A 16,877-nucleotide genomic window follows, 5' to 3' on the forward strand; every position below is an offset into this window, starting at 1 on the left:
CTCAGCTCGACCGCAGACGCTCCAGCAGGGGGACGGCGACCTCGTCCAGGAACTGCTGCTGGTGTCGGTCGCCGATCTGCAGGACCGCGACGTCGCTGAAGCCGGCACTCGGGAAGGCGAGCACCGCCTCGGCGAGCGCATCGAGGTCGGGACCACACGGGATCGATGCCGCAACGTCCTCCGGCCGGACGTACTGGCTGGCCGCCTCGAAGCCAGCCGGTGTGGGCAGGTCCGCATTGACTCCCCAGCCGCCGCCGAACCAGCGGAACTGCTCGTGCGCGGTCCGGATCGCCTCGTCCTCGGTCGGCGCCCAGCAGATCGGCACCTGACCGATGGCACGTGCGCCGTCACCGATCCTGGTGGCGCCCTTCGTCGCGTTCCACGACGCGACGAGGTGGGCCTCCGGCTCGACGGCGATCAGGTGGTCGCCGATCGGTGCGAAGGCCTCGATGGCCCGGTCGCCGCCGACGGCGACCCCGATCTGCACCGGCTCGTCCGGCAGGTCCCAGATCCGCGCGGAGTCCACGTCGAAGTACTCCCCCTTGTGGTCCACCAGCTCGCCCGTGTGCAGCCGTCGGATCACCTCGATCGCCTCGGCGAGCATCGTCTGGCGGGTCTCCAGACCCGGCCAGCCCTCGCCGACCACGTGCTCGTTGAGGCTCTCCCCCGACCCCAGACCGAGCGTGAACCGTCCGTCGGACAGGACGCCGAGGGTCGCCGCCTTCTGGGCGACCACGGCCGGGTGGTACCTCATCGTCGGGCAGGTCACGTACGTCATCAGCTCGACCCGCGACGTCACCTGGGCGACCGCCCCGAGGACGGTCCACGCGTACGGCGCGTGGCCCTGCTCGGTGAGCCAGGGCGAGTAGTGGTCGCTGGACACGAGGAAGTCGAAGCCCGCCTCCTCCGCGTCGCGGGCATAGCCCACCAGCTCGCGGGGTCCGCTCTGCTCGGTCATGAGGGTGTAGCCAAAGGAAGTCATGAAGGTCCCGTACCCGAACCCGGCATTCAGTTACGGGGAAATGCCGAAGGGGCCCGCTGAGCGAGCCCCTTCGGATGCTTCTCGGACGGCCTACTTGAAGACGTCCTTCACCTTCTCGCCAGCCTGCTTCAGACTGGCCTTGGTCTTGTCGACCTTGCCCTCGGCCTCGAGGTCCTCGTCATTGGTCGCCTTGCCGAGGGTTTCCTTGGCCTTGCCCACGTTCTCGTCGGCGCTGTTCTTGATCTTGTCGTCGAGACCCATGCCTGACTCCTTGCGTCGGGTTTCGTGGACGGGACCGCCCACTCGGTGTGCACCCAGAGCAGTACCCGGGTGCTCCCGGTCGATCCGGTCGGAGTTCGATCCGGTCGCGGCGCGAGCACAGCGATCGTCTCGAGACCCGGTGGCCCTGTGCCGGAGCAGCCCACGGGCAGGCGGGTGCACCGGAGCCAGAGGTCTCGAGACGGCCGCGGACGGCCTCCTCGACCAACGGTGGACGCCAGCGCAACCCGGCCACCCGCCGTACCCACTCGTTGCTGCCCGCGACCCGGCCACCCGCCGTACCCACTCGTTGCTGCCCGCGACCCCGTTGGTCGAGGAGGTCGCGCAGCGACCGTCTCGAGACCCGGTGACCCGGTGCCGGAACCAGCCCACGGTCAGGCGGGTGCACCGGAGCCAGTGGTCTCGAGACGGCCGCGGGCGGCCTCCTCGACCAACGGTCGCGATGTCAGAGAGCCGCGGCCATCCCCGCACAGGCCCGCAACCACGCCCGCTGGGTCGCCTCGGACAGCTGGTTGTAGGCGATCACACCGCCGGCGACCAGGACCGGGTCGTAGGGGATCCGGTAGACGCCGCGGGTCCGCTGCTCGTACACCGCGACCAGGTCGCGCGCCAACGCCTCGTCGACCTTCGGCGAGGGGTCGGAGAGGACGGTGACGGTCTTGTACTTCAGGTTCTCGTAGCCGGCGTCCTGCAGGGCGTCGAGCATCCAGAGTCCGCTGTAACCGGTGTCCTCGCGCACCGTGCTGGTGACGACGAGGAGGTCGGCCGCCTCGGCGGCGGCGAGCCAGTTCTCGGCGCGCAGGTTGTTGCCGGTGTCGACCAGGAGGATCCGGTAGAAGCGCTCGAGCAGGGAGTGCACCTCGCCGAAGTCCTTGGCGTGGATGACGCCGGTGACGTCCGGGCGCTCGTCGGAGGCCAGGACGTCGAAGTGGGCATCGCCCTGCGACCGCACGAAGGCGCCGAGGTCGCCGATGCGCGACTGGTAGACGTCCTTGAACCGGCCGAGGTCCTCGAGCAGCTCACGCGTGGTGTTGCGGTGGGTGCTGCGCGAACCCCGGATCCCGAGCGTCCCGCGGGTCTCGTTGTTGTCCCACGCCACGACCCCGCCGCCACGGACCGTGCCGAAGGTGAAACCGGCAGCCAGCACGCCCGTCGTCTTGGCCGCACCGCCCTTGGGATTGACGAACGCGATGGTGCGCGGGCCGTCGAAGTCCTTCTGGATCTGCGCACGGTCGGCCTCGAACGCCTGTTCCTTCGGCCCCATCGCGGGCTTCAGCAGTCCACCGCTCCAGCGCCGGAGTCGACCACGCCAGCCCCAGGTGGCCGGGCCGAGGGTCTTGTCGGCGTCGCGGCGGTCGAGGAAGTCGGTGGCCGTCATGAACCGTCGCGGCTCGGGCGCCGCAGGAGGGGCCTGGGGCGGGGCCGCCCTCGGTGGGTACGACGGTGGCGGCGCCGAGGGAGGAGGACCGATCGGCCCGGACTGTGCGGGCGGCGCCGTCGGCGCGGTACTCGGCGCAGGACCCGACGCGGTGCTCGGCGCAGGACCCGGCGCCGGCCGGATCACCGTGTGCTCGTGCACGGGTGGGATCGGGTCCGTCAGCGGATCGAGGGGCGACCCCGAACGGGCGGCCTCAGCCTGGCGCCGGGCGAAGTCCTCGAGCTCGTCGGGGGTGTAGAGACGATCCGAGGTGTTGGAGTCCTCGGACGTCGGGTTGGCGGATCCGTCTGGAATGGGCTGACTCACGAGAACCTCCGAGATGGGCAGTCAGTCGTCGTCAACCTACCTGAGGTAGATCGTCAGGAGATGCTGTCCAGCGCCGTCTCGATCGCCCTGTGGAAGGTCGGGTACGCGAAGTGCATGCCCCGCAACGTGTCCAGTGACACCTTCGCGTGCACAGCCGTCACCAGCATTCCGATGATCTCCCCGCCGGCAGGCCCGACAGCGGTCGCGCCGACGAGCACACCCCGGTCGAGGTCGGCGACCACCTTGATGATCCCGTCGTTGCCGACCTTGTGGAGCCAGCCGCGGCTCGACTCGGGCAGCGGCGCCGTCCCGACACCCACGCGCAGACCGGCGTCGCGCGCCTGCTTCTCGGTCATCCCGACCGAGCCCACCTCGGGGTCGGTGAAGGTGGCCCGCGAGACGGCGTGGTACTCCGCCCAGGGGCCGTCCTCGTCGGTGAGGTCGCGGATCGCGATGTTCGCCTGGTACATCGACATGTGCGTGAAGGCACCCTTGGCGGTGATGTCACCGATCGCCCAGACCCCGTCGAGACCGGTGACCCGCATCCGCTCGTCCACGTCCAGGGAACGGGCCGACGGGTCGCCGCCGACGGTGTCCAGACCCACGTCAGCGACATTGGTACGACGCCCGGCGGCCACCAGGAGCGCCTGGGAGCCGATCGAGGTGCCGTCGGCGAGGCCGATGCTGAACGCGCCGTCGTGGGCCACCGAGGTCACGCCGACACCGGTGCGGACGGCGATGCCCTCGTCCTCGAGCGCCGTGGCGACGACTGCGCTGGCCTCGGGCTCCTCCGGGCCGAGGATCCGCGGTCCGGCCTCCACGACGGTGACCTCCACCCCGAACCGGGAGAAGGCCTGCGCGAGCTCGCAGCCGATGGCGCCGCCGCCGAGCACGACCAGGCTGGTGGGCAGCTGACGGATCTGGACGACGTCACGGTTGGTCCAGTACGGCGTGTCGGCCAGCCCGTCGATCGGCGGGACGGCGGGCTCGGTGCCGGTGTTCAGCACCACCCCGCGTCGTACGACGAACTCCTGCTCACCGTCGTCGGTGCTCACGCTCACGCGCCCCGGACCGGCCAGTCGGCCGTGGCCGCGGACGAACCGGGCGCCGGAGGCCTCGAGCCGCTCCACGGCGACGCGGTCGTCCCAGTCGTCGGTCGCCTCGTCGCGGATCCGGTCGGCGACGATCGTCCAGTCCGTGGTCACCTCCGCCGAGCCGCCGAGCGCGGACAGGCGTCGCGCCTCGGCGATGGCGTCCGCGGCGCGGATCATCATCTTCGACGGGATGCAGCCGAAGTAGGGACACTCACCGCCGACCAGTCGTCGGTCGACCCCGACCACCGAGAGTCCGGCCTTGGCGAGCGAGGCAGCGACGTGCTCGCCGCCCGGCCCGAGTCCGATGACGACGACGTCGACCTCCTGCGTGGCAGCCATGGCCCAAGACTGGCACACGCGGGGTCAGACCAGGGACGCCTTCTTGCGCTGGATCGCGCCGAGGACACCGTTGACGAAGGCCGGCGAGTCATCGGTCGAGAGCTCGCGCACGAGCGCCATCGCCTCGGTCACGGCGACGGTGTCGGGCACGTCGTCGGCCCAGAGCAGCTCCCAGACACCGATGCGCAGGACGTTGCGGTCGACTGCGGGCATCCGGGCCAGGCTCCAGTCGGTGGAGAACTCGGTGAGGACCTCGTCGATGCGCTCGCGACGCTCACTGACCCCCGCGACCAGCGTGGTCGTGTAGGGGTTGTTCGGCGCCTCGCCCTCGGCGTTGACGCGGATCAGCGCCTCGGCTCCGGTCTCGCCGCGCAGGTCGGCGGCGTACAGGACATCGAGGGCACGCTTGCGGGCCTTGGTCCGGGCTCCCATCGGGCGGGCGTCAGCCCTTCACGCGGGAGAGGTAGGAGCCACCCTCGCGGGTGTCCACCTTGATCTTCTCGCCCTGCTCGATGAAGAGCGGGACCTGGATCTCGGCACCGGTCTCGAGCGTGGCCGGCTTGGTGCGACCGGTCGCGGAGTCACCCACGACGCCGGGCTCGGTGTAGGAGACGAGCAGCTCGACCGAGGCCGGGAGCTCGACGAAGAGCACGCGGCCCTCGTTGGTCGCGATCACGACGTCCTGGTTCTCGAGGAGGAAGCCGGACGCGTCGCCGAGGATCTCCGGGGTGACCTCGACCTGGTCGTAGTCCTGCACGTCCATGAAGACGTAGTTGGAGCCGTCGTTGTAGAGGTACTGGAACGAGCGGCGGTCGACCGTGGCGGTCTCGACCTTCGTGCCGGCGTTGAAGGTCTTGTCGACGTTCTTGCCGGACTCCACGTGCTTCAGCTTCGTGCGGACGAAGGCCGGGCCCTTGCCGGGCTTGACGTGCTGGAACTCGACGACCTGCCAGAGCTGGCCCTCCAGGTTGAGAACCAAGCCGTTCTTGAGGTCGTTCGTCGTTGCCATGAGCCAGCCTTCTTCTGCAGATGTACAAGATCGAGTCGGCCCCGGAGGGCCGGCGAGGAAGTCTAGTCGGCGAGACGGCCAGCGATGAATTCGAGCGCCTGTCGGTAACCGTCGATGCCCTCGCCCTCGATCACCCGTGCCGCGTGCGGGGTGACGACGGAGGTGTGCCGGAACTCCTCAGGACGCTTCGACGGTGCACTGATGTGGACCTCCACCAGCGGGGCGGTGAGCTGGGCGCAGGCGTCGAAGAGGGCGTACGAGTAGTGCGTCCATGCCGCCGCGTTGAGGACGACCGGGGTCTCCTCGTCCGCCGCGGCGTTGAGCCAGTCGAGCAGCTCGCCCTCGTGGTTGGTCTGGCGGAGGTCGACGTCGAGGCCGAGCTCACTGCCCCAGGTGAGGCACAGGGTGGCCAGCTCGGGCAGGGTCGTGCTGCCGTAGATCTCCGGCTGTCGACGACCCAGACGGCCCAGGTTGGGTCCGTTCAGCACGTGCACCCGCCGCAGGCTCATGAGACCGATCCTCCCAGAGCGGCGTACGACGCGCGCAGGTCCTCCTCGGAGGGTCCGGCGAGGACGACAGGTCGGCCCACGTCCTCCAGGACGACGAAGCGGAGCTGGTTGCCGCGGGACTTCTTGTCGACCCGCATCGTCGCGAGCAGGGCGTCGAAGTCGGCACCGTCCCACGAGGTCGGCAGGCCCACGCGTCCGAAGGCGGCGCGGTGACGGGTGACCAGGTCGGCAGGCAGGACGCCCGCGCGGGAGGCGAGCTCGGCGACGTAGACGCAGCCGATCGCGACGGCCTCGCCGTGGCGGATGGAGTAGTCGGTCGACTTCTCGATGGCGTGGGCGAGCGTGTGGCCGTAGTTGAGCGCCTCGCGTCCGGGGTGTCCCCCGGTGCCGCCCTGCTCCTTCAGGTCACCGGCCACGACCTCGGCCTTGACCGCGATCGCACGCTCGACGAGCTCCCGGAGCACCGGCGAGTCCGCCGTGAGCGAGGCGGGGTCGTTCTGCTCGACGAGCTCCAGGATGCGGGGATCGGCGATGAAGCCGCACTTGATGACCTCACCGAGACCTGCGACGAGCTCTTCCGGCGGGAGCGTGGCCAGCAGGGCGAGGTCGCACAGCACGCCGGCGGGCTCGTGGAAGGAGCCGACGAGGTTCTTGCCGGCCGGGGTGTTGATGCCCGTCTTGCCGCCGACGGCGGCGTCGACCATCGCGAGCAGCGTGGTCGGGACGTGGACGACGGCGACGCCGCGCAGCCACGTCGCGGCGACGAAGCCGCCGAGGTCGGTGGTCGCACCCCCGCCGAGGGTGACCACGGCGTCGGAGCGGGTGAAGCCCTCCTCGCCGAGCGACTCCCAGCACGCTGCGGCGACCTCCCAGTGCTTCGCCTCCTCGCCGTCGGGCACCTGGAGCACGATGACGTCCAGTCCCTCGAGCAGGTCCGCGAACGGGTCGAGCAGGTCCTCGAGGGCCTCGGGGCAGATGATGGCGACCCGCTGGACCCCGCTGGGGAGCAGGTCGCGCAACCGGTCGAGGACACCGTGGCCGACCACGACGTCGTACGGCGACGCGGTGGCCACCCGGATCACGGAGCTCTCGCTCGGGGCACTCACAGCTGCTCTCCTCGGGGCGCGATGGCGGCCAGGACGTCGGCGACGACGTCGGCCGGGGTGCGGGCGTCGGTGTCCACCGTCACCCGCGCCAGTCCCTGGTAGACGGGGGTGCGCTCGTCGAGGAGCTGCTTGACCCGGGACCTGATGTTGCCCAGGAGCAGCGGTCGGCCGACGCCCAGGCCGACCCGTTTGACCGCGTCGGCCAGGCCGACGCGCAGGAACACGACCTGGTGGGAGGCGAGCAGAGCCTGGGTCGCGGGATCCAGTACGGCGCCGCCGCCGAGGGAGAGCACGCCTTCGTGGTTCTCCAGCGCCCAGGCGACGGTGTCGCGTTCCAGCGCCCGGAAGGTGGCCTCGCCGTCCTCGACGAAGATGTCCTGCACGCTCTTGCCGGCCCGCTCCTCGATCAGCTCGTCGCTGTCGAGGAAGTCGACGCCGAGGCGTTCGGCGAGCCGCCGTCCGACCGTGGTCTTGCCGGCACCCATCGTGCCGATCAGGACCGCGCGCGGACCGGTCACTTGAACCGGAGCGTGTCGAGGTAGCTCTGGACGTTGCGTCGCGTCTCGGTGACCGAGTCGCCGCCGAACTTCTCCAGCACCGCGTCGGCCAGGACGAGGGCCACCATCGCCTCGGCGACGATGCCCGCCGCCGGCACCGCGCACACGTCGGAGCGCTGGTGGTGGGCGACGGCCTCCTCGCCGGTGGCGAGGTCGACGGTGCGCAGGGCGCGGGGAACGGTCGCGATCGGCTTCATCGCGGCCCGGACCCGCAGGATCTCGCCGGTCGTCATGCCGCCCTCGGTCCCGCCGGAGCGTCCCGAGACACGACGCAGGCCGTCCTCGGTCGCGACGATCTCGTCGTGGGCCAGGGAGCCGGGCGTCGCGGCGATCTCGAAGCCGTCACCGACCTCCACGCCCTTGATCGCCTGGATGCCCATGAGCGCACCGGCGAGCCGGGCATCGAGGCGACGGTCCCAGTGCACGTGGGACCCGAGGCCCGGCGGGAGTCCGTGCACCACGACCTCGACGACGCCGCCGAGGGTGTCGCCGTCCTTGTGGGCCTGGTCGATCCGCTCGACCATCAGCTTGGAGCCATCGGGGTCCAGGCAGCGGACCGGGTCCTCGTCGAGACGAGCCACGTCGTCGGCGGCAGGGAGGTCACGCGAGGGAGTGCGGACGCCACCGATCTCCAGCACGTGGCTGACGATCCGGGCGCCGGTGGCCTGCTCGATGAAGTTGCTGGCGACACGACCGAGTGCGACCCGGGCCGCGGTCTCGCGGGCCGAGGCGCGCTCGAGGATCGGTCGGGCGTCCGGGAAGTCGTACTTCTGCATGCCGGCCAGGTCGGCATGACCCGGGCGCGGCCGGGTCAGGGCCGCGTTGCGGGCCTGCGCCTCGAGCACCGCCGGGTCGACCGGGTCGGCCGACATCACGGTCTCCCACTTGGGCCACTCGGTGTTGCCGACCTGGATCGCCACCGGGCCGCCCTGCGAGCGTCCGTGCCGGATCCCACCGGTGATGGTGACCTCGTCGGCCTCGAACTTCATCCGGGCACCGCGGCCGTAGCCGAGGCGTCGTCGGGCAAGGGAGTCGGAGATGTCGTCGGTCGTGACCTCGACGTGGGCCGGAAGGCCCTCGAGGATCGCGACCAACGAGGGCCCGTGGGACTCCCCCGCGGTCAGCCAGCGCAACATGGGCACGATTGTCCCACGCGGCACTCAGCTGCTCAGGACCTGTCCCAGCACCACGGCGACGAGGGCGCCGGCCACGAGGTAGGGCCCGTAGGGCACCTTGCGCCGGATCATCGTCCCGCCGCGGCGCATCGGCACCAGGGCGAGCACTGCCAGGAGCGCTGCGGCGACCACGGAGACCAGGAGCGTGCCGATCCCGAACGGTCCCAGCGCGAGTCCCAGCAGGGCACCGAGCCGGACGTCCCCGAACGCCATGATCCGCGGGCTGATGAACCACATCAGGCCGTAGTAGAGGCCGAGTCCGGCGAAGCCGATCGCACCGAGGACCAGCACCTGCGGCTCCTCGAGCGCGATGGTCGCGACCACCTCGAGGGCCAGCACCACGGCGTACGACGGCCAGATCAGCCGGGACGGGAGGTACCACGTGACGTAGTCGATGACGGAGAGCGCGATCCCGATCGGCACCAGGAACAGCAGCCAGGGAAGCCCCCACGCCCAGCCCGTGACCCCGGCCAGGGCGGCGCCGGCCACGGCACCGGCGATCGCGCTGCGCAGTGCGAGCCCGGGACGGGCCGCCAGCTCGGCGAAGGGCACGTGGTCGGGGAACTCCTCGGGGTTCTCCGCCGGGTTGTGCTCCGGCTCGGGGCAGAGCGCGATCAGGCGCGGGACGAGGAGACCGCCCAGCAGCCCGACCAGGGCGCCGACGAGGGCAGGGAGCACGTGCATGATCGATGAATCTATCGCTGGGACAACGCGTGTTCGCCCGCCGCGCGCATCGCGTCCAATGGCCCGTTGTGACCAGTGAACATCGCGAACTGGAGGACCGCCTGGTGCACCAGCAGGTCCAGGCCCGTCACCAGCACCTGTCCTCGAGCCAGCGCGGCAGCCGCGACCGGCGAGGGCCACGGGTCGTAGACCACCTCGAAGACCACGGCGGCCTCCGAGGTCGCAGCGACGAGCGCCTCGGTCTGCGCGCCCACCGGGATCGTCGACACGACGACCTCCCCGAGCACTGCGGCACCGTCGAGCGGGAGCACGTCGACCTCGAGTCGCGGGTCGCGCGCAAGCGCAGCCACCGTCTCCCCCGCCCGCGACGGGTCGCGCGCGAGCAGGCGGATCGTCCGCACGCCGAGCTCGGCGAGCGCGAGTCCGGTCGATGCGGCGGTGGCGCCGCCGCCGATGATCGTGGCGACGGTCGCCGGTCCGTCGTACCTCTCCCGGATCGCGGCGACAGCGCCCGGAAGATCGGTGTTGTCCGCGGCCCAGCCATCGGCAGTGCGCACCAGCGTGTTCGCGCCGCCGGCCAGCACCGCCCTGTCGCTGACCGTCCTCGCCAGCGCGAGCGCCTCGCGCTTCAGGGGTGCCGTCACCGACAGGCCCCGCCACTCCGGGCCGAGAGTCGCCACGAAGCCGTCCAGCCCCTCGGCCGCGACCCGTACGGCGTCGTACCGCGCCTCGATGCCGACGGCCGCGTGGCCGGCGCGGTGCAGCACCGGGGACAGCGAGTGCTCGACCGGGTCACCGACGACCCCGCACCGCGGGACGCCGGTCACTCGATCAGCACTCGTCATGCGTGCGGCAGTACTCCCGGAGCCGCTCGACGGCCACGTTGTGCTCGGCGAGCGTGGTCGAGAAGACCGTCGTCTCGTTCTCGTAGTCGGGGACGAAGAACAGCCACGGACCGTCGGCCGGCTCGAGCGCCGCCCGGATCGTCTTCTCGCCGGGCGAGCCGATCGGCCCCGGCGGCAGGCCCGTGTGCTGGTAGGTGTTGTAGAGCGAGTCGCTCTCACGCTCCTCCGCCGTGGTCCACACGTCACCCTCCCGCTTGCTGACGTAGGACACGGTCGAGTCCATCTGCAGCGCCATGCCGTCGTCGAGCCGGTTGTAGATGACCCGCGCGACCTTCGGGTAGTCCGCGTCGCGGTTGGCTTCGTACTCCAGGATGCTGGCGATGGTGATGATGTCGTGCGGGGTGAGACCCAGCCGGCTGGCCCCTGCCTCGATGTCGAGGTCCGTCTCGGTCTCCTCGGTCTTCGCGACCATCTGGGAGAGCAGGCTCTTCGGGGTGGTGCTGTCGGTGATCTCGTACGTCGCGGGGTACAGGTAGCCCTCGGGGTTGCCCTTGGCCTCGGCGGGCAGGCCGATGGTCTCCGGGTTCGCGAGGAGCCTGGTGAGCTGCTTCTTGGTGAACTCGGTCTTCTCCACGATCGTCTCGACGATCTGGCGGACCCGCGCGCCCTCGGTCACGGTGACGGTGGTGCCGGCCCCGGCGTTGGCGGGGTTGGCCAGGAACGCCACGGCGTCGGAGGCCTTCATCTTGAGCAGCATCGTGTAGGTCGCAGCCTGGATGCCCTGGGCCTCGGCGTTCTTGCCGGCCGCGTCCACGAAGGCGTCCGCGGAGGCGACGACGTCGAGCTCCTCGAGCTCCTCGCCCATGGAGCGGATGCTCTGCCCGGGATCGATGACGACCATCACCTCACCGGAACCGGGACCGGCGTAGTCCTCGGCACCGGCGAACATGTCCTTGACGTCGGAGATCGCGCCGCGCGCGAACCACGCCAGGATCGCGCAGAACAGCACGATGACGAGCAGCACCGGGGCGCACCCCGAGCGACGCTTCTTCGCAGCGCGCCGGTGTCCGCGGGCGGAGGGCAGAGGGGTCTGCTGCGGGTCCTGAAGGCCGTCCGGCTCAACCATGTGTCTCCTCGTCCTCACCTGGGGTGTCGGGCTGCACTGTCTCCCCCGGGGGCTGCCCGGTGGTGCGCTCGACGTCCAGCGCCTGCTGCAGGATCACGACCGCCGCGACCTGATCGACAACGGCGCGACGCTTCGCACCCTTGCGCTGGTCGCGCAGCATAGCCTCCGCCGTCACAGTGGTGAGGCGTTCGTCGACCAGCCGCACCGGCACGGGCGCCACCCGCCGCGCGAGCCGGGCCGCGAACTGGCGTGTCTTGAGCGCCGCCGGACCCTCGCCGCCGGACAGCGAGCGGGGCAGGCCCATGACGACCTCGATGGCCTCCTCGGCCTTCGTGATCTGGTGGATCCGACGGAGGTCGCCCGTGCCACGGCGGACCGTCTCGACCGGCGTCGCCAGGATGCCCGAGGGGTCGCACTTCGCGACGCCGATCCGGGCATCACCCGGATCGACGCCGATCCGGACGCCGCGTCTCATGCCGAGGCGATCGCCGCGGTGATCGCGGCCAGCGCCTCGTCGATGCGGGTGACGTCGGTGCCGCCGCCCTGGGCCATGTCGGCCTTGCCGCCGCCCTTCCCGTCGAGGAAGGGAGCAGCCACGCGCACCAGGTCACCGGCCGCGAGGCCCCGCGCCTGAGCGGCGTCGTTGAGCGCAGCCACGATGGCGGCCTTGCCGTCGACAGCACCGATCAGGACCACGGCTGCCGGCGTGTCGCCGCTCAGCCGGGCACGCACGTCGGTGGCCAGGGTGCGGACGTCGCCGCCCGAGGCCCCGTCGAGACGCTGCGCGACGAGCCGGACACCGTTGACCTCGACCGCTCCACCGGCGAGCGCGGCGCCGCCCGACAGCAGCTGAGCGAGGCGAGCCTTCTCGATCTCCTTCTCGGACTGCTTGAGCCGCTCGACGAGATCGCCGACCCGACCCACGATGTCGTCGGGCTGGGCCTTGAGCAGCGTCGAGAGCTGGCTCACGACATCGCGCTCGCGGGCGAGGTAGGAGAAGCCCTCCACACCGGTGAGGGCCTCGATCCGGCGGTTGCCGGAGCCGACGCTCGCCTCACCGGTCACCACGATCGTGCCGATCTGGCTGGAATGGTCGACGTGGGTGCCACCGCACAGCTCGCGGGACCACGGGCCACCGATCTCGACGACGCGGACCTTGGTGTCGTCGTACGTCTCACCGAACAGGGCGAGGGCGCCCCAGTCCCTGGCCTGGGGCAGCGTCATGTAGTCCCAGGCGACCGGGAGGTCGGCCCGCAGGGCGTTGTTGGCGACCTGCTCGATCTCACGGACCTGGTCGGGCGCGAGGGCGTTCAGCCAGCCGAAGTCGAGACGGAGGTAGCCAGGGCGGTTGTAGGAGCCGGACTGCAGCGCAGTGGGCCCGAGCACCTCGCGCAGGGCCGCGTGGATCACGTGGGTGCCCGAGTGCGCCTGGCGGGCGCCGGTGCGCCAGTCCGGGTCGACCCGGGCGTGCAACAGGGACGCGTCGGCCGGCAGCTCGCCGTCGACGACCCGCACCTGGTGGACCACCAGGCCGCGGACCGGACGCTGGACGTCGAGCACCTCGAGCGTGCCGCCCTCGAACTCGATGACCCCCGCGTCGGCCACCTGGCCACCGGACTCGGCGTAGAACGGCGTGCGGTCCAGGACCAGCTCACCGATCTCACCGGCGCCGAGCGAGGTGACCGCCGCTCCCTCGCGCAGCAGCGCCAGCGGGCGCGACTCGGTCTCGAGCGTCTCGTAGGCGAGCCACTCGGTGGGACCGTTGGCGTCGAGGATGCCGCGGTAGACGCCGGTGTCGGCGTGGTGGCCCTTCTTGGAGCGCGCGTCGGCCTTGGCGCGCTCGCGCTGCTCGCCCATCAGCTGCCGGAACCCCGGCTCGTCGACGGCGAGACCGGCCTCGGAGGCCATCTCCAGGGTCAGGTCGATCGGGAAGCCGAAGGTGTCGTGCAGCGCGAAGGCCTTGTCGCCCGAGATCGTGGTCGAGCCGGCCTTCTTCACCTCGACGGCCGCCAGGTCGAAGATCTGGGTGCCCGCCTGGAGGGTCTTGCGGAAGGCCTCCTCCTCGGCGAAGGCGACCTGCGCGATGCGGTCCCAGCCGGTCACCAGCTCGGGGTAGCTCTCGCCCATCCGGTCGCGCGAGACCGGCAGCAGCTCGGGCAGCGCCGGGGCGTCGTACCCGAGCAGGCGGACGTTGCGGACCGCGCGGCGCAGCAGGCGGCGCAGGACGTAGCCGCGGCCCTCGTTGCCGGGGGTGACGCCGTCGCTGATCAGCATCAGTGAGCTGCGGACGTGGTCGGCGATGACCCGGAACCGGACGTCGTCGATGTCGGCGCCCGCAGCACCGGAGGCGCCGGCGCCGTACTTCTTGCCGGTCAGCTCCTCGGCCCGCTCGATGACGGGGAAGATGACGTCGGTCTCGTACATGTTGTTCTTGCCCTGGAGCAGGTAGGCGACCCGCTCCAGGCCCATGCCGGTGTCGATGTTCTTGCTCGGCAGCGGCCCGGCGATGTCGAAGTCGTCCTTGGCGCGGACGGCGCTGAGCTCCTCCTGCATGAAGACGAGGTTCCAGATCTCCAGGAACCGGTCCTCGTCGGCCTCGGGGCCACCGTCGGCGCCGAACTCGGGACCACGGTCGATGTAGATCTCGCTGCAGGGACCACCGGGGCCGGGCACGCCCATGTTCCAGTAGTTGTCCTTCAGCCCACGCGGCTGGATGCGCTCGTCCGGCAGGCCGGCGATCCGCTTCCACGCATCGCGCGCCTCGTCGTCCTCGGGCAGCACGGTCACCCAGACGGTCTCCGGGTCGAACCCGAAGCCACCGTCGGCCTGGTCGCCGGTGATCAGCTCCCAGGCGTACTGGATCGCGCCTTCCTTGAAGTAGTCGCCGAACGAGAAGTTGCCGTTCATCTGGAAGAACGTGCCGTGCCGCGTGGTCTTGCCGACCTCCTCGATGTCGAGGGTCCGCACACACTTCTGGACGCTGGTCGCGCGCTTGTACGGCGGCGTCTCCTGGCCGAGGAAGTACGGCTTGAAGGGCACCATGCCGGCATTGACGAACAGCAGGTTGGGGTCGTCGAGCAGCAGCGAGGCCGACGGGACGACCGTGTGGCCGCGGGCCTCGAAGTGCGCGAGGAACCGGGAGCGGATCTCCGCGCTGCTGAGGTACCGGTCCGGCGTCGCCGTCATCGTGGGCCATCCTTCGTCGTGGGGTTCGGGGCGGCCAGGGAGGCCGTCATGGTGCTGCTCTTCTCGAGCGCGGTGGGCGGGTCGGCCCTCCGCGGTCCAGCCTCCAGAGCACGGAAGTGCTCACGCAACTGGCTTTCGGCGTCCACCTGGCCCTGGACGACCTCGTCGCGGAACATCCGTGCGCCCACGAAGGCCGCACCGATCCGGTCGCGCATCCCGTCGGGCGTGAACGCCTCGGCGATCCGGCGTACCCGGACCATGCCGTAGACGCCCGCTGCGGCGCCGGCGGTGAACCAGAGTCCTGCCTTCACCCGGACACCTCGATGCCGGAGCGCTGGCGTGACTCCCAGTCACGACGGGCCGCCTTGAGCATGACCTTGCGCTCCTTGCGCGACCTCTTGACCTCGCGCTTCATCTCGAAGCGGATCCGGTTGCGCACCTCGGGCGAGAGCGCGCGACGCAGTCCCGCAGCGAGGGCGGCGGTCTTGATCACGCTCTCGCGCAGCAGGATGTCGGCGAACTGGGGAGCCGGGAGGATCCGCGCGGGAACGCTCGGACCGCGCTCCTTGGCCAGGTCGGTGATGAGGTACTCGCGGTCGTCGACCACGGCCACCGGGACCCGCACCCGGGTCTCGACGGCACTCGCCTGCGCCCGCAGCTGCACCTCGAGCCCGGTCAGCTGCTGGCGCAGCGCGTCGGCGTCACTCGCCGCCGCGGCGAGCAGCTCCTCGGTGTGCCGGCGAGCCTGGCGCAGCGACCTCTGGAGCCAGAGGACGGCGCCGGTCAGGACCACGAGGCCGAGCACCGTCAGCACGGCCAGCCCATCGGGTACGGCGAGGAGGCTGGTCACGGTCGACAAGCCTACTTCCCCCGGATGATGCGGCGAACTCGCTCCCACCGTTGTTTCACCGTCGCCTCGGCGCCCAGCTCGGTCGGGCGGTAGTAGGCCGCGTCGACGACGACGTCGGGCGCGTACTGCTGCGCAGCGACGCCGTACGGCGCGTCGTGGGCGTAGATGTAGCCCTGGCCGTGTCCGAGCGTCTTGGCGCCGGCGTAGTGCGCGTCGCGCAGGTGCGGCGGGACCTGACCGATCTTGCCGGCGCGCACGTCGGCGATCGCCTCGAAGATCGCGGTCGTGACGGCATTCGACTTCGGGGCCACCGCGAGCGCGATCGTGGCGTGGGCGAGCGTGAGCTGCGCCTCGGGCATCCCGATCAGCTGCACCGTCTGGGCGGCCGCCACGGCGGTCGCCAGGGCCGTGGAGTCCGCGAGACCGATGTCCTCGCTGGCCAGGATCATCAGCCGACGCGCGATGAAGCGCGGGTCCTCCCCCGCCTCGATCATCCGGGCGAGGTAGTGCAGCGCAGCGTCGGCGTCCGACCCGCGCACCGACTTGATGAACGCGCTGACCACGTCGTAGTGCTGGTCGCCGTCGCGGTCGTAGCGCACCGCAGCCTGGTCGGCCGCCGTCTCCGCCGTCTCCACGTCGATGGTGGTGGTGCCCTTGGACCGGGCTGCACCCGCGGCGGCCTCGAGGTAGGTCAGCGACCGGCGCGCGTCGCCACCCGCGAGGCGCACCAGGTGACTGCGGGCCTCGTCGTCGAGCTCGAGCTCGCCACCGAGACCGCGCTCGTCGGTGACGGCCAGGTCGAGCACGGCGCCGATGTCGGCGTCGGTGAGTGGCTGGAGTCGCAGCAGCAGGCTGCGCGAGAGCAGCGGGGAGATGACGCTGAACGACGGGTTCTCGGTGGTCGCGGCGACCAGGGTCACCCAGCGGTTCTCCACCCCGGGGAGCAGCGCGTCCTGCTGCGCCTTGCTGAACCGGTGCACCTCGTCGACGAAGAGGACCGTCTCCTCCCCCGTCGCCACCAGGTCGCGGCGAGCGGAGTCGATGGCCGCCCGCACCTCCTTGACGCCGGCGGAGACCGCCGAGACCTCCACGAAGCGACGCCCGGTCTGCTGGCTGATGATCGAGGCGATCGTCGTCTTGCCCGTGCCCGGCGGACCCCACAGGAGCAGCGACAGCGACTGGTCGCCCTCCACGAGCTGGCGCAGGGGCGATCCGGGCGCCCTCAGGTGCGCCTGGCCGACGAGCTCCTCGAGGCCACGCGGGCGCATGCGTACGGCGAGGGGCGCCGCCGCGTGCACGGCGTCCGAGAGCGACCCGCCGGACGGCGTACCCCTGCTGGAAGGGGTGTCGAACAGCTGGGGCTCGTCATCCACGACTCGACCCTATCCGCGT

19 protein-coding genes are annotated in these 16,877 nt (G+C 71.1%); 1 reads left to right on the forward strand and 18 read right to left on the reverse strand.

Going from position 1 to position 16,877, the window contains the following annotated elements; all coding sequences use genetic code 11:
* Position 1: 1 nt before the first annotated feature.
* The 3 genes from ASE01_RS20105 to ASE01_RS20115 all read right to left on the reverse strand — a co-directional run bounded on the left by ASE01_RS20105 (position 2) and on the right by ASE01_RS20115 (position 2,639).
* A complete protein-coding gene (locus ASE01_RS20105; protein WP_056756646.1) occupies positions 2-982 on the reverse strand; it encodes a TIGR03557 family F420-dependent LLM class oxidoreductase in 981 nt (326 codons plus the stop codon).
* A 90-nt stretch (positions 983-1,072) separates the two neighbouring features.
* A complete protein-coding gene (locus ASE01_RS20110; protein WP_056756651.1) occupies positions 1,073-1,243 on the reverse strand; it encodes a CsbD family protein in 171 nt (56 codons plus the stop codon).
* 463 nt (positions 1,244-1,706) lie between these two features.
* The gene (locus tag ASE01_RS20115) at positions 1,707-2,639 is read right to left on the reverse strand and encodes a MinD/ParA family protein (protein WP_235536133.1); all 933 of its coding nucleotides are present in this window, start codon (positions 2,637-2,639) and stop codon (positions 1,707-1,709) included.
* Between ASE01_RS20115 and ASE01_RS25320 the strand changes: the two genes are divergently transcribed.
* Positions 2,638-2,937, forward strand: a complete 300-nt coding sequence (locus ASE01_RS25320; protein WP_235536134.1) for a hypothetical protein — start codon at positions 2,638-2,640, stop codon at positions 2,935-2,937. The two genes, ASE01_RS20115 and ASE01_RS25320, sit on opposite strands and share 2 nt — an antisense overlap.
* Positions 2,938-3,058: 121 nt before the next feature.
* Here the strand turns inward: ASE01_RS25320 and ASE01_RS20120 are convergent, their stop codons facing one another.
* The 15 genes from ASE01_RS20120 to ASE01_RS20190 form a co-directional block, all read right to left on the reverse strand.
* Entirely contained in the window at positions 3,059-4,438 is a 1,380-nt protein-coding gene (locus ASE01_RS20120) for a dihydrolipoyl dehydrogenase family protein (RefSeq protein ID WP_056756655.1), read from the reverse strand.
* Positions 4,439-4,462: 24 nt separating this feature from the next.
* Positions 4,463-4,870, reverse strand: coding sequence for a transcription antitermination factor NusB (gene nusB, locus ASE01_RS20125; protein WP_056756657.1), 408 nt, complete (start codon positions 4,868-4,870; stop codon positions 4,463-4,465).
* A gap of 10 nt (positions 4,871-4,880) precedes the next feature.
* Positions 4,881-5,447 (reverse strand): elongation factor P, encoded by a 567-nt coding sequence (efp, locus tag ASE01_RS20130; RefSeq protein WP_056756659.1) that lies wholly within the window; start codon positions 5,445-5,447, stop codon positions 4,881-4,883.
* 62 nt (positions 5,448-5,509) lie between these two features.
* The gene (locus tag ASE01_RS20135; RefSeq protein WP_056756662.1) at positions 5,510-5,956 is read right to left on the reverse strand and encodes a type II 3-dehydroquinate dehydratase; all 447 of its coding nucleotides are present in this window, start codon (positions 5,954-5,956) and stop codon (positions 5,510-5,512) included.
* Entirely contained in the window at positions 5,953-7,062 is a 1,110-nt protein-coding gene (aroB, locus tag ASE01_RS20140) for a 3-dehydroquinate synthase (RefSeq protein ID WP_056756665.1), read from the reverse strand. The genes ASE01_RS20135 and aroB overlap by 4 nt, the downstream gene beginning before the upstream one ends.
* Complete coding sequence (locus ASE01_RS24570) at positions 7,059-7,580, reverse strand: shikimate kinase (protein WP_235536115.1); 522 nt, start codon at positions 7,578-7,580, stop codon at positions 7,059-7,061. The genes aroB and ASE01_RS24570 overlap by 4 nt, the downstream gene beginning before the upstream one ends.
* Entirely contained in the window at positions 7,577-8,755 is a 1,179-nt protein-coding gene (aroC, locus tag ASE01_RS20150; RefSeq protein ID WP_056756668.1) for a chorismate synthase, read from the reverse strand. Before aroC ends, ASE01_RS24570 begins: the two co-directional genes overlap by 4 nt.
* Positions 8,756-8,779: 24 nt before the next feature.
* Positions 8,780-9,478, reverse strand: a complete 699-nt coding sequence (locus ASE01_RS20155; protein ID WP_056756671.1) for a prepilin peptidase — start codon at positions 9,476-9,478, stop codon at positions 8,780-8,782.
* Positions 9,479-9,489: 11 nt separating this feature from the next.
* Positions 9,490-10,323, reverse strand: a complete 834-nt coding sequence (locus tag ASE01_RS20160) for a shikimate dehydrogenase (protein WP_056756674.1) — start codon at positions 10,321-10,323, stop codon at positions 9,490-9,492.
* Positions 10,310-11,449 carry an endolytic transglycosylase MltG gene (mltG, locus tag ASE01_RS20165; RefSeq protein WP_056756676.1) on the reverse strand — a complete coding sequence of 380 codons (1,140 nt, stop codon included), beginning with the start codon at positions 11,447-11,449 and terminating at the stop codon, positions 10,310-10,312. Before mltG ends, ASE01_RS20160 begins: the two co-directional genes overlap by 14 nt.
* Positions 11,442-11,924: a Holliday junction resolvase RuvX gene (gene ruvX / locus ASE01_RS20170; RefSeq protein ID WP_056756678.1), complete on the reverse strand. Its 483-nt coding sequence runs from the start codon at positions 11,922-11,924 to the stop codon at positions 11,442-11,444. Before ruvX ends, mltG begins: the two co-directional genes overlap by 8 nt.
* Positions 11,921-14,635: an alanine--tRNA ligase gene (gene alaS, locus ASE01_RS20175; protein WP_056756682.1), complete on the reverse strand. Its 2,715-nt coding sequence runs from the start codon at positions 14,633-14,635 to the stop codon at positions 11,921-11,923. The genes ruvX and alaS overlap by 4 nt, the downstream gene beginning before the upstream one ends.
* Positions 14,632-14,946, reverse strand: coding sequence for a DUF6167 family protein (locus ASE01_RS20180; protein WP_056756685.1), 315 nt, complete (start codon positions 14,944-14,946; stop codon positions 14,632-14,634). The genes alaS and ASE01_RS20180 overlap by 4 nt, the downstream gene beginning before the upstream one ends.
* On the reverse strand, positions 14,943-15,485 hold the full coding sequence (locus tag ASE01_RS20185) for a hypothetical protein (RefSeq protein ID WP_157537622.1): 543 nt from the start codon (positions 15,483-15,485) through the stop codon (positions 14,943-14,945). The genes ASE01_RS20180 and ASE01_RS20185 overlap by 4 nt, the downstream gene beginning before the upstream one ends.
* Positions 15,486-15,496: 11 nt before the next feature.
* Positions 15,497-16,858, reverse strand: a complete 1,362-nt coding sequence (locus ASE01_RS20190) for a replication-associated recombination protein A (RefSeq protein WP_056756695.1) — start codon at positions 16,856-16,858, stop codon at positions 15,497-15,499.
* Between the last annotated feature and the right edge of the window lie 19 nt (positions 16,859-16,877).

This window comes from Nocardioides sp. Root190 (assembly GCF_001428565.1).
GTDB lineage: Bacteria > Actinomycetota > Actinomycetes > Propionibacteriales > Nocardioidaceae > Nocardioides.

Coding starts and splice junctions, on each gene's coding strand:
- ASE01_RS20160 (WP_056756674.1), bottom strand. CDS start 10,323: ATGACGAGTGCTGATCGAGTGACCGGCGTCCCGCGGTGCGGGGTCGTC.
- ASE01_RS20110 (WP_056756651.1), bottom strand. CDS start 1,243: ATGGGTCTCGACGACAAGATCAAGAACAGCGCCGACGAGAACGTGGGC.
- alaS (WP_056756682.1), bottom strand. CDS start 14,635: ATGACGGCGACGCCGGACCGGTACCTCAGCAGCGCGGAGATCCGCTCC.
- nusB (WP_056756657.1), bottom strand. CDS start 4,870: ATGGGAGCCCGGACCAAGGCCCGCAAGCGTGCCCTCGATGTCCTGTAC.
- ASE01_RS20115 (WP_235536133.1), bottom strand. CDS start 2,639: ATGACGGCCACCGACTTCCTCGACCGCCGCGACGCCGACAAGACCCTC.
- ASE01_RS25320 (WP_235536134.1), top strand. CDS start 2,638: ATGAACCGTCGCGGCTCGGGCGCCGCAGGAGGGGCCTGGGGCGGGGCC.
- ASE01_RS20105 (WP_056756646.1), bottom strand. CDS start 982: ATGACTTCCTTTGGCTACACCCTCATGACCGAGCAGAGCGGACCCCGC.
- aroC (WP_056756668.1), bottom strand. CDS start 8,755: ATGTTGCGCTGGCTGACCGCGGGGGAGTCCCACGGGCCCTCGTTGGTC.
- efp (WP_056756659.1), bottom strand. CDS start 5,447: ATGGCAACGACGAACGACCTCAAGAACGGCTTGGTTCTCAACCTGGAG.
- ASE01_RS20135 (WP_056756662.1), bottom strand. CDS start 5,956: ATGAGCCTGCGGCGGGTGCACGTGCTGAACGGACCCAACCTGGGCCGT.
- ruvX (WP_056756678.1), bottom strand. CDS start 11,924: ATGAGACGCGGCGTCCGGATCGGCGTCGATCCGGGTGATGCCCGGATC.
- mltG (WP_056756676.1), bottom strand. CDS start 11,449: ATGGTTGAGCCGGACGGCCTTCAGGACCCGCAGCAGACCCCTCTGCCC.
- ASE01_RS20155 (WP_056756671.1), bottom strand. CDS start 9,478: ATGCACGTGCTCCCTGCCCTCGTCGGCGCCCTGGTCGGGCTGCTGGGC.
- ASE01_RS20120 (WP_056756655.1), bottom strand. CDS start 4,438: ATGGCTGCCACGCAGGAGGTCGACGTCGTCGTCATCGGACTCGGGCCG.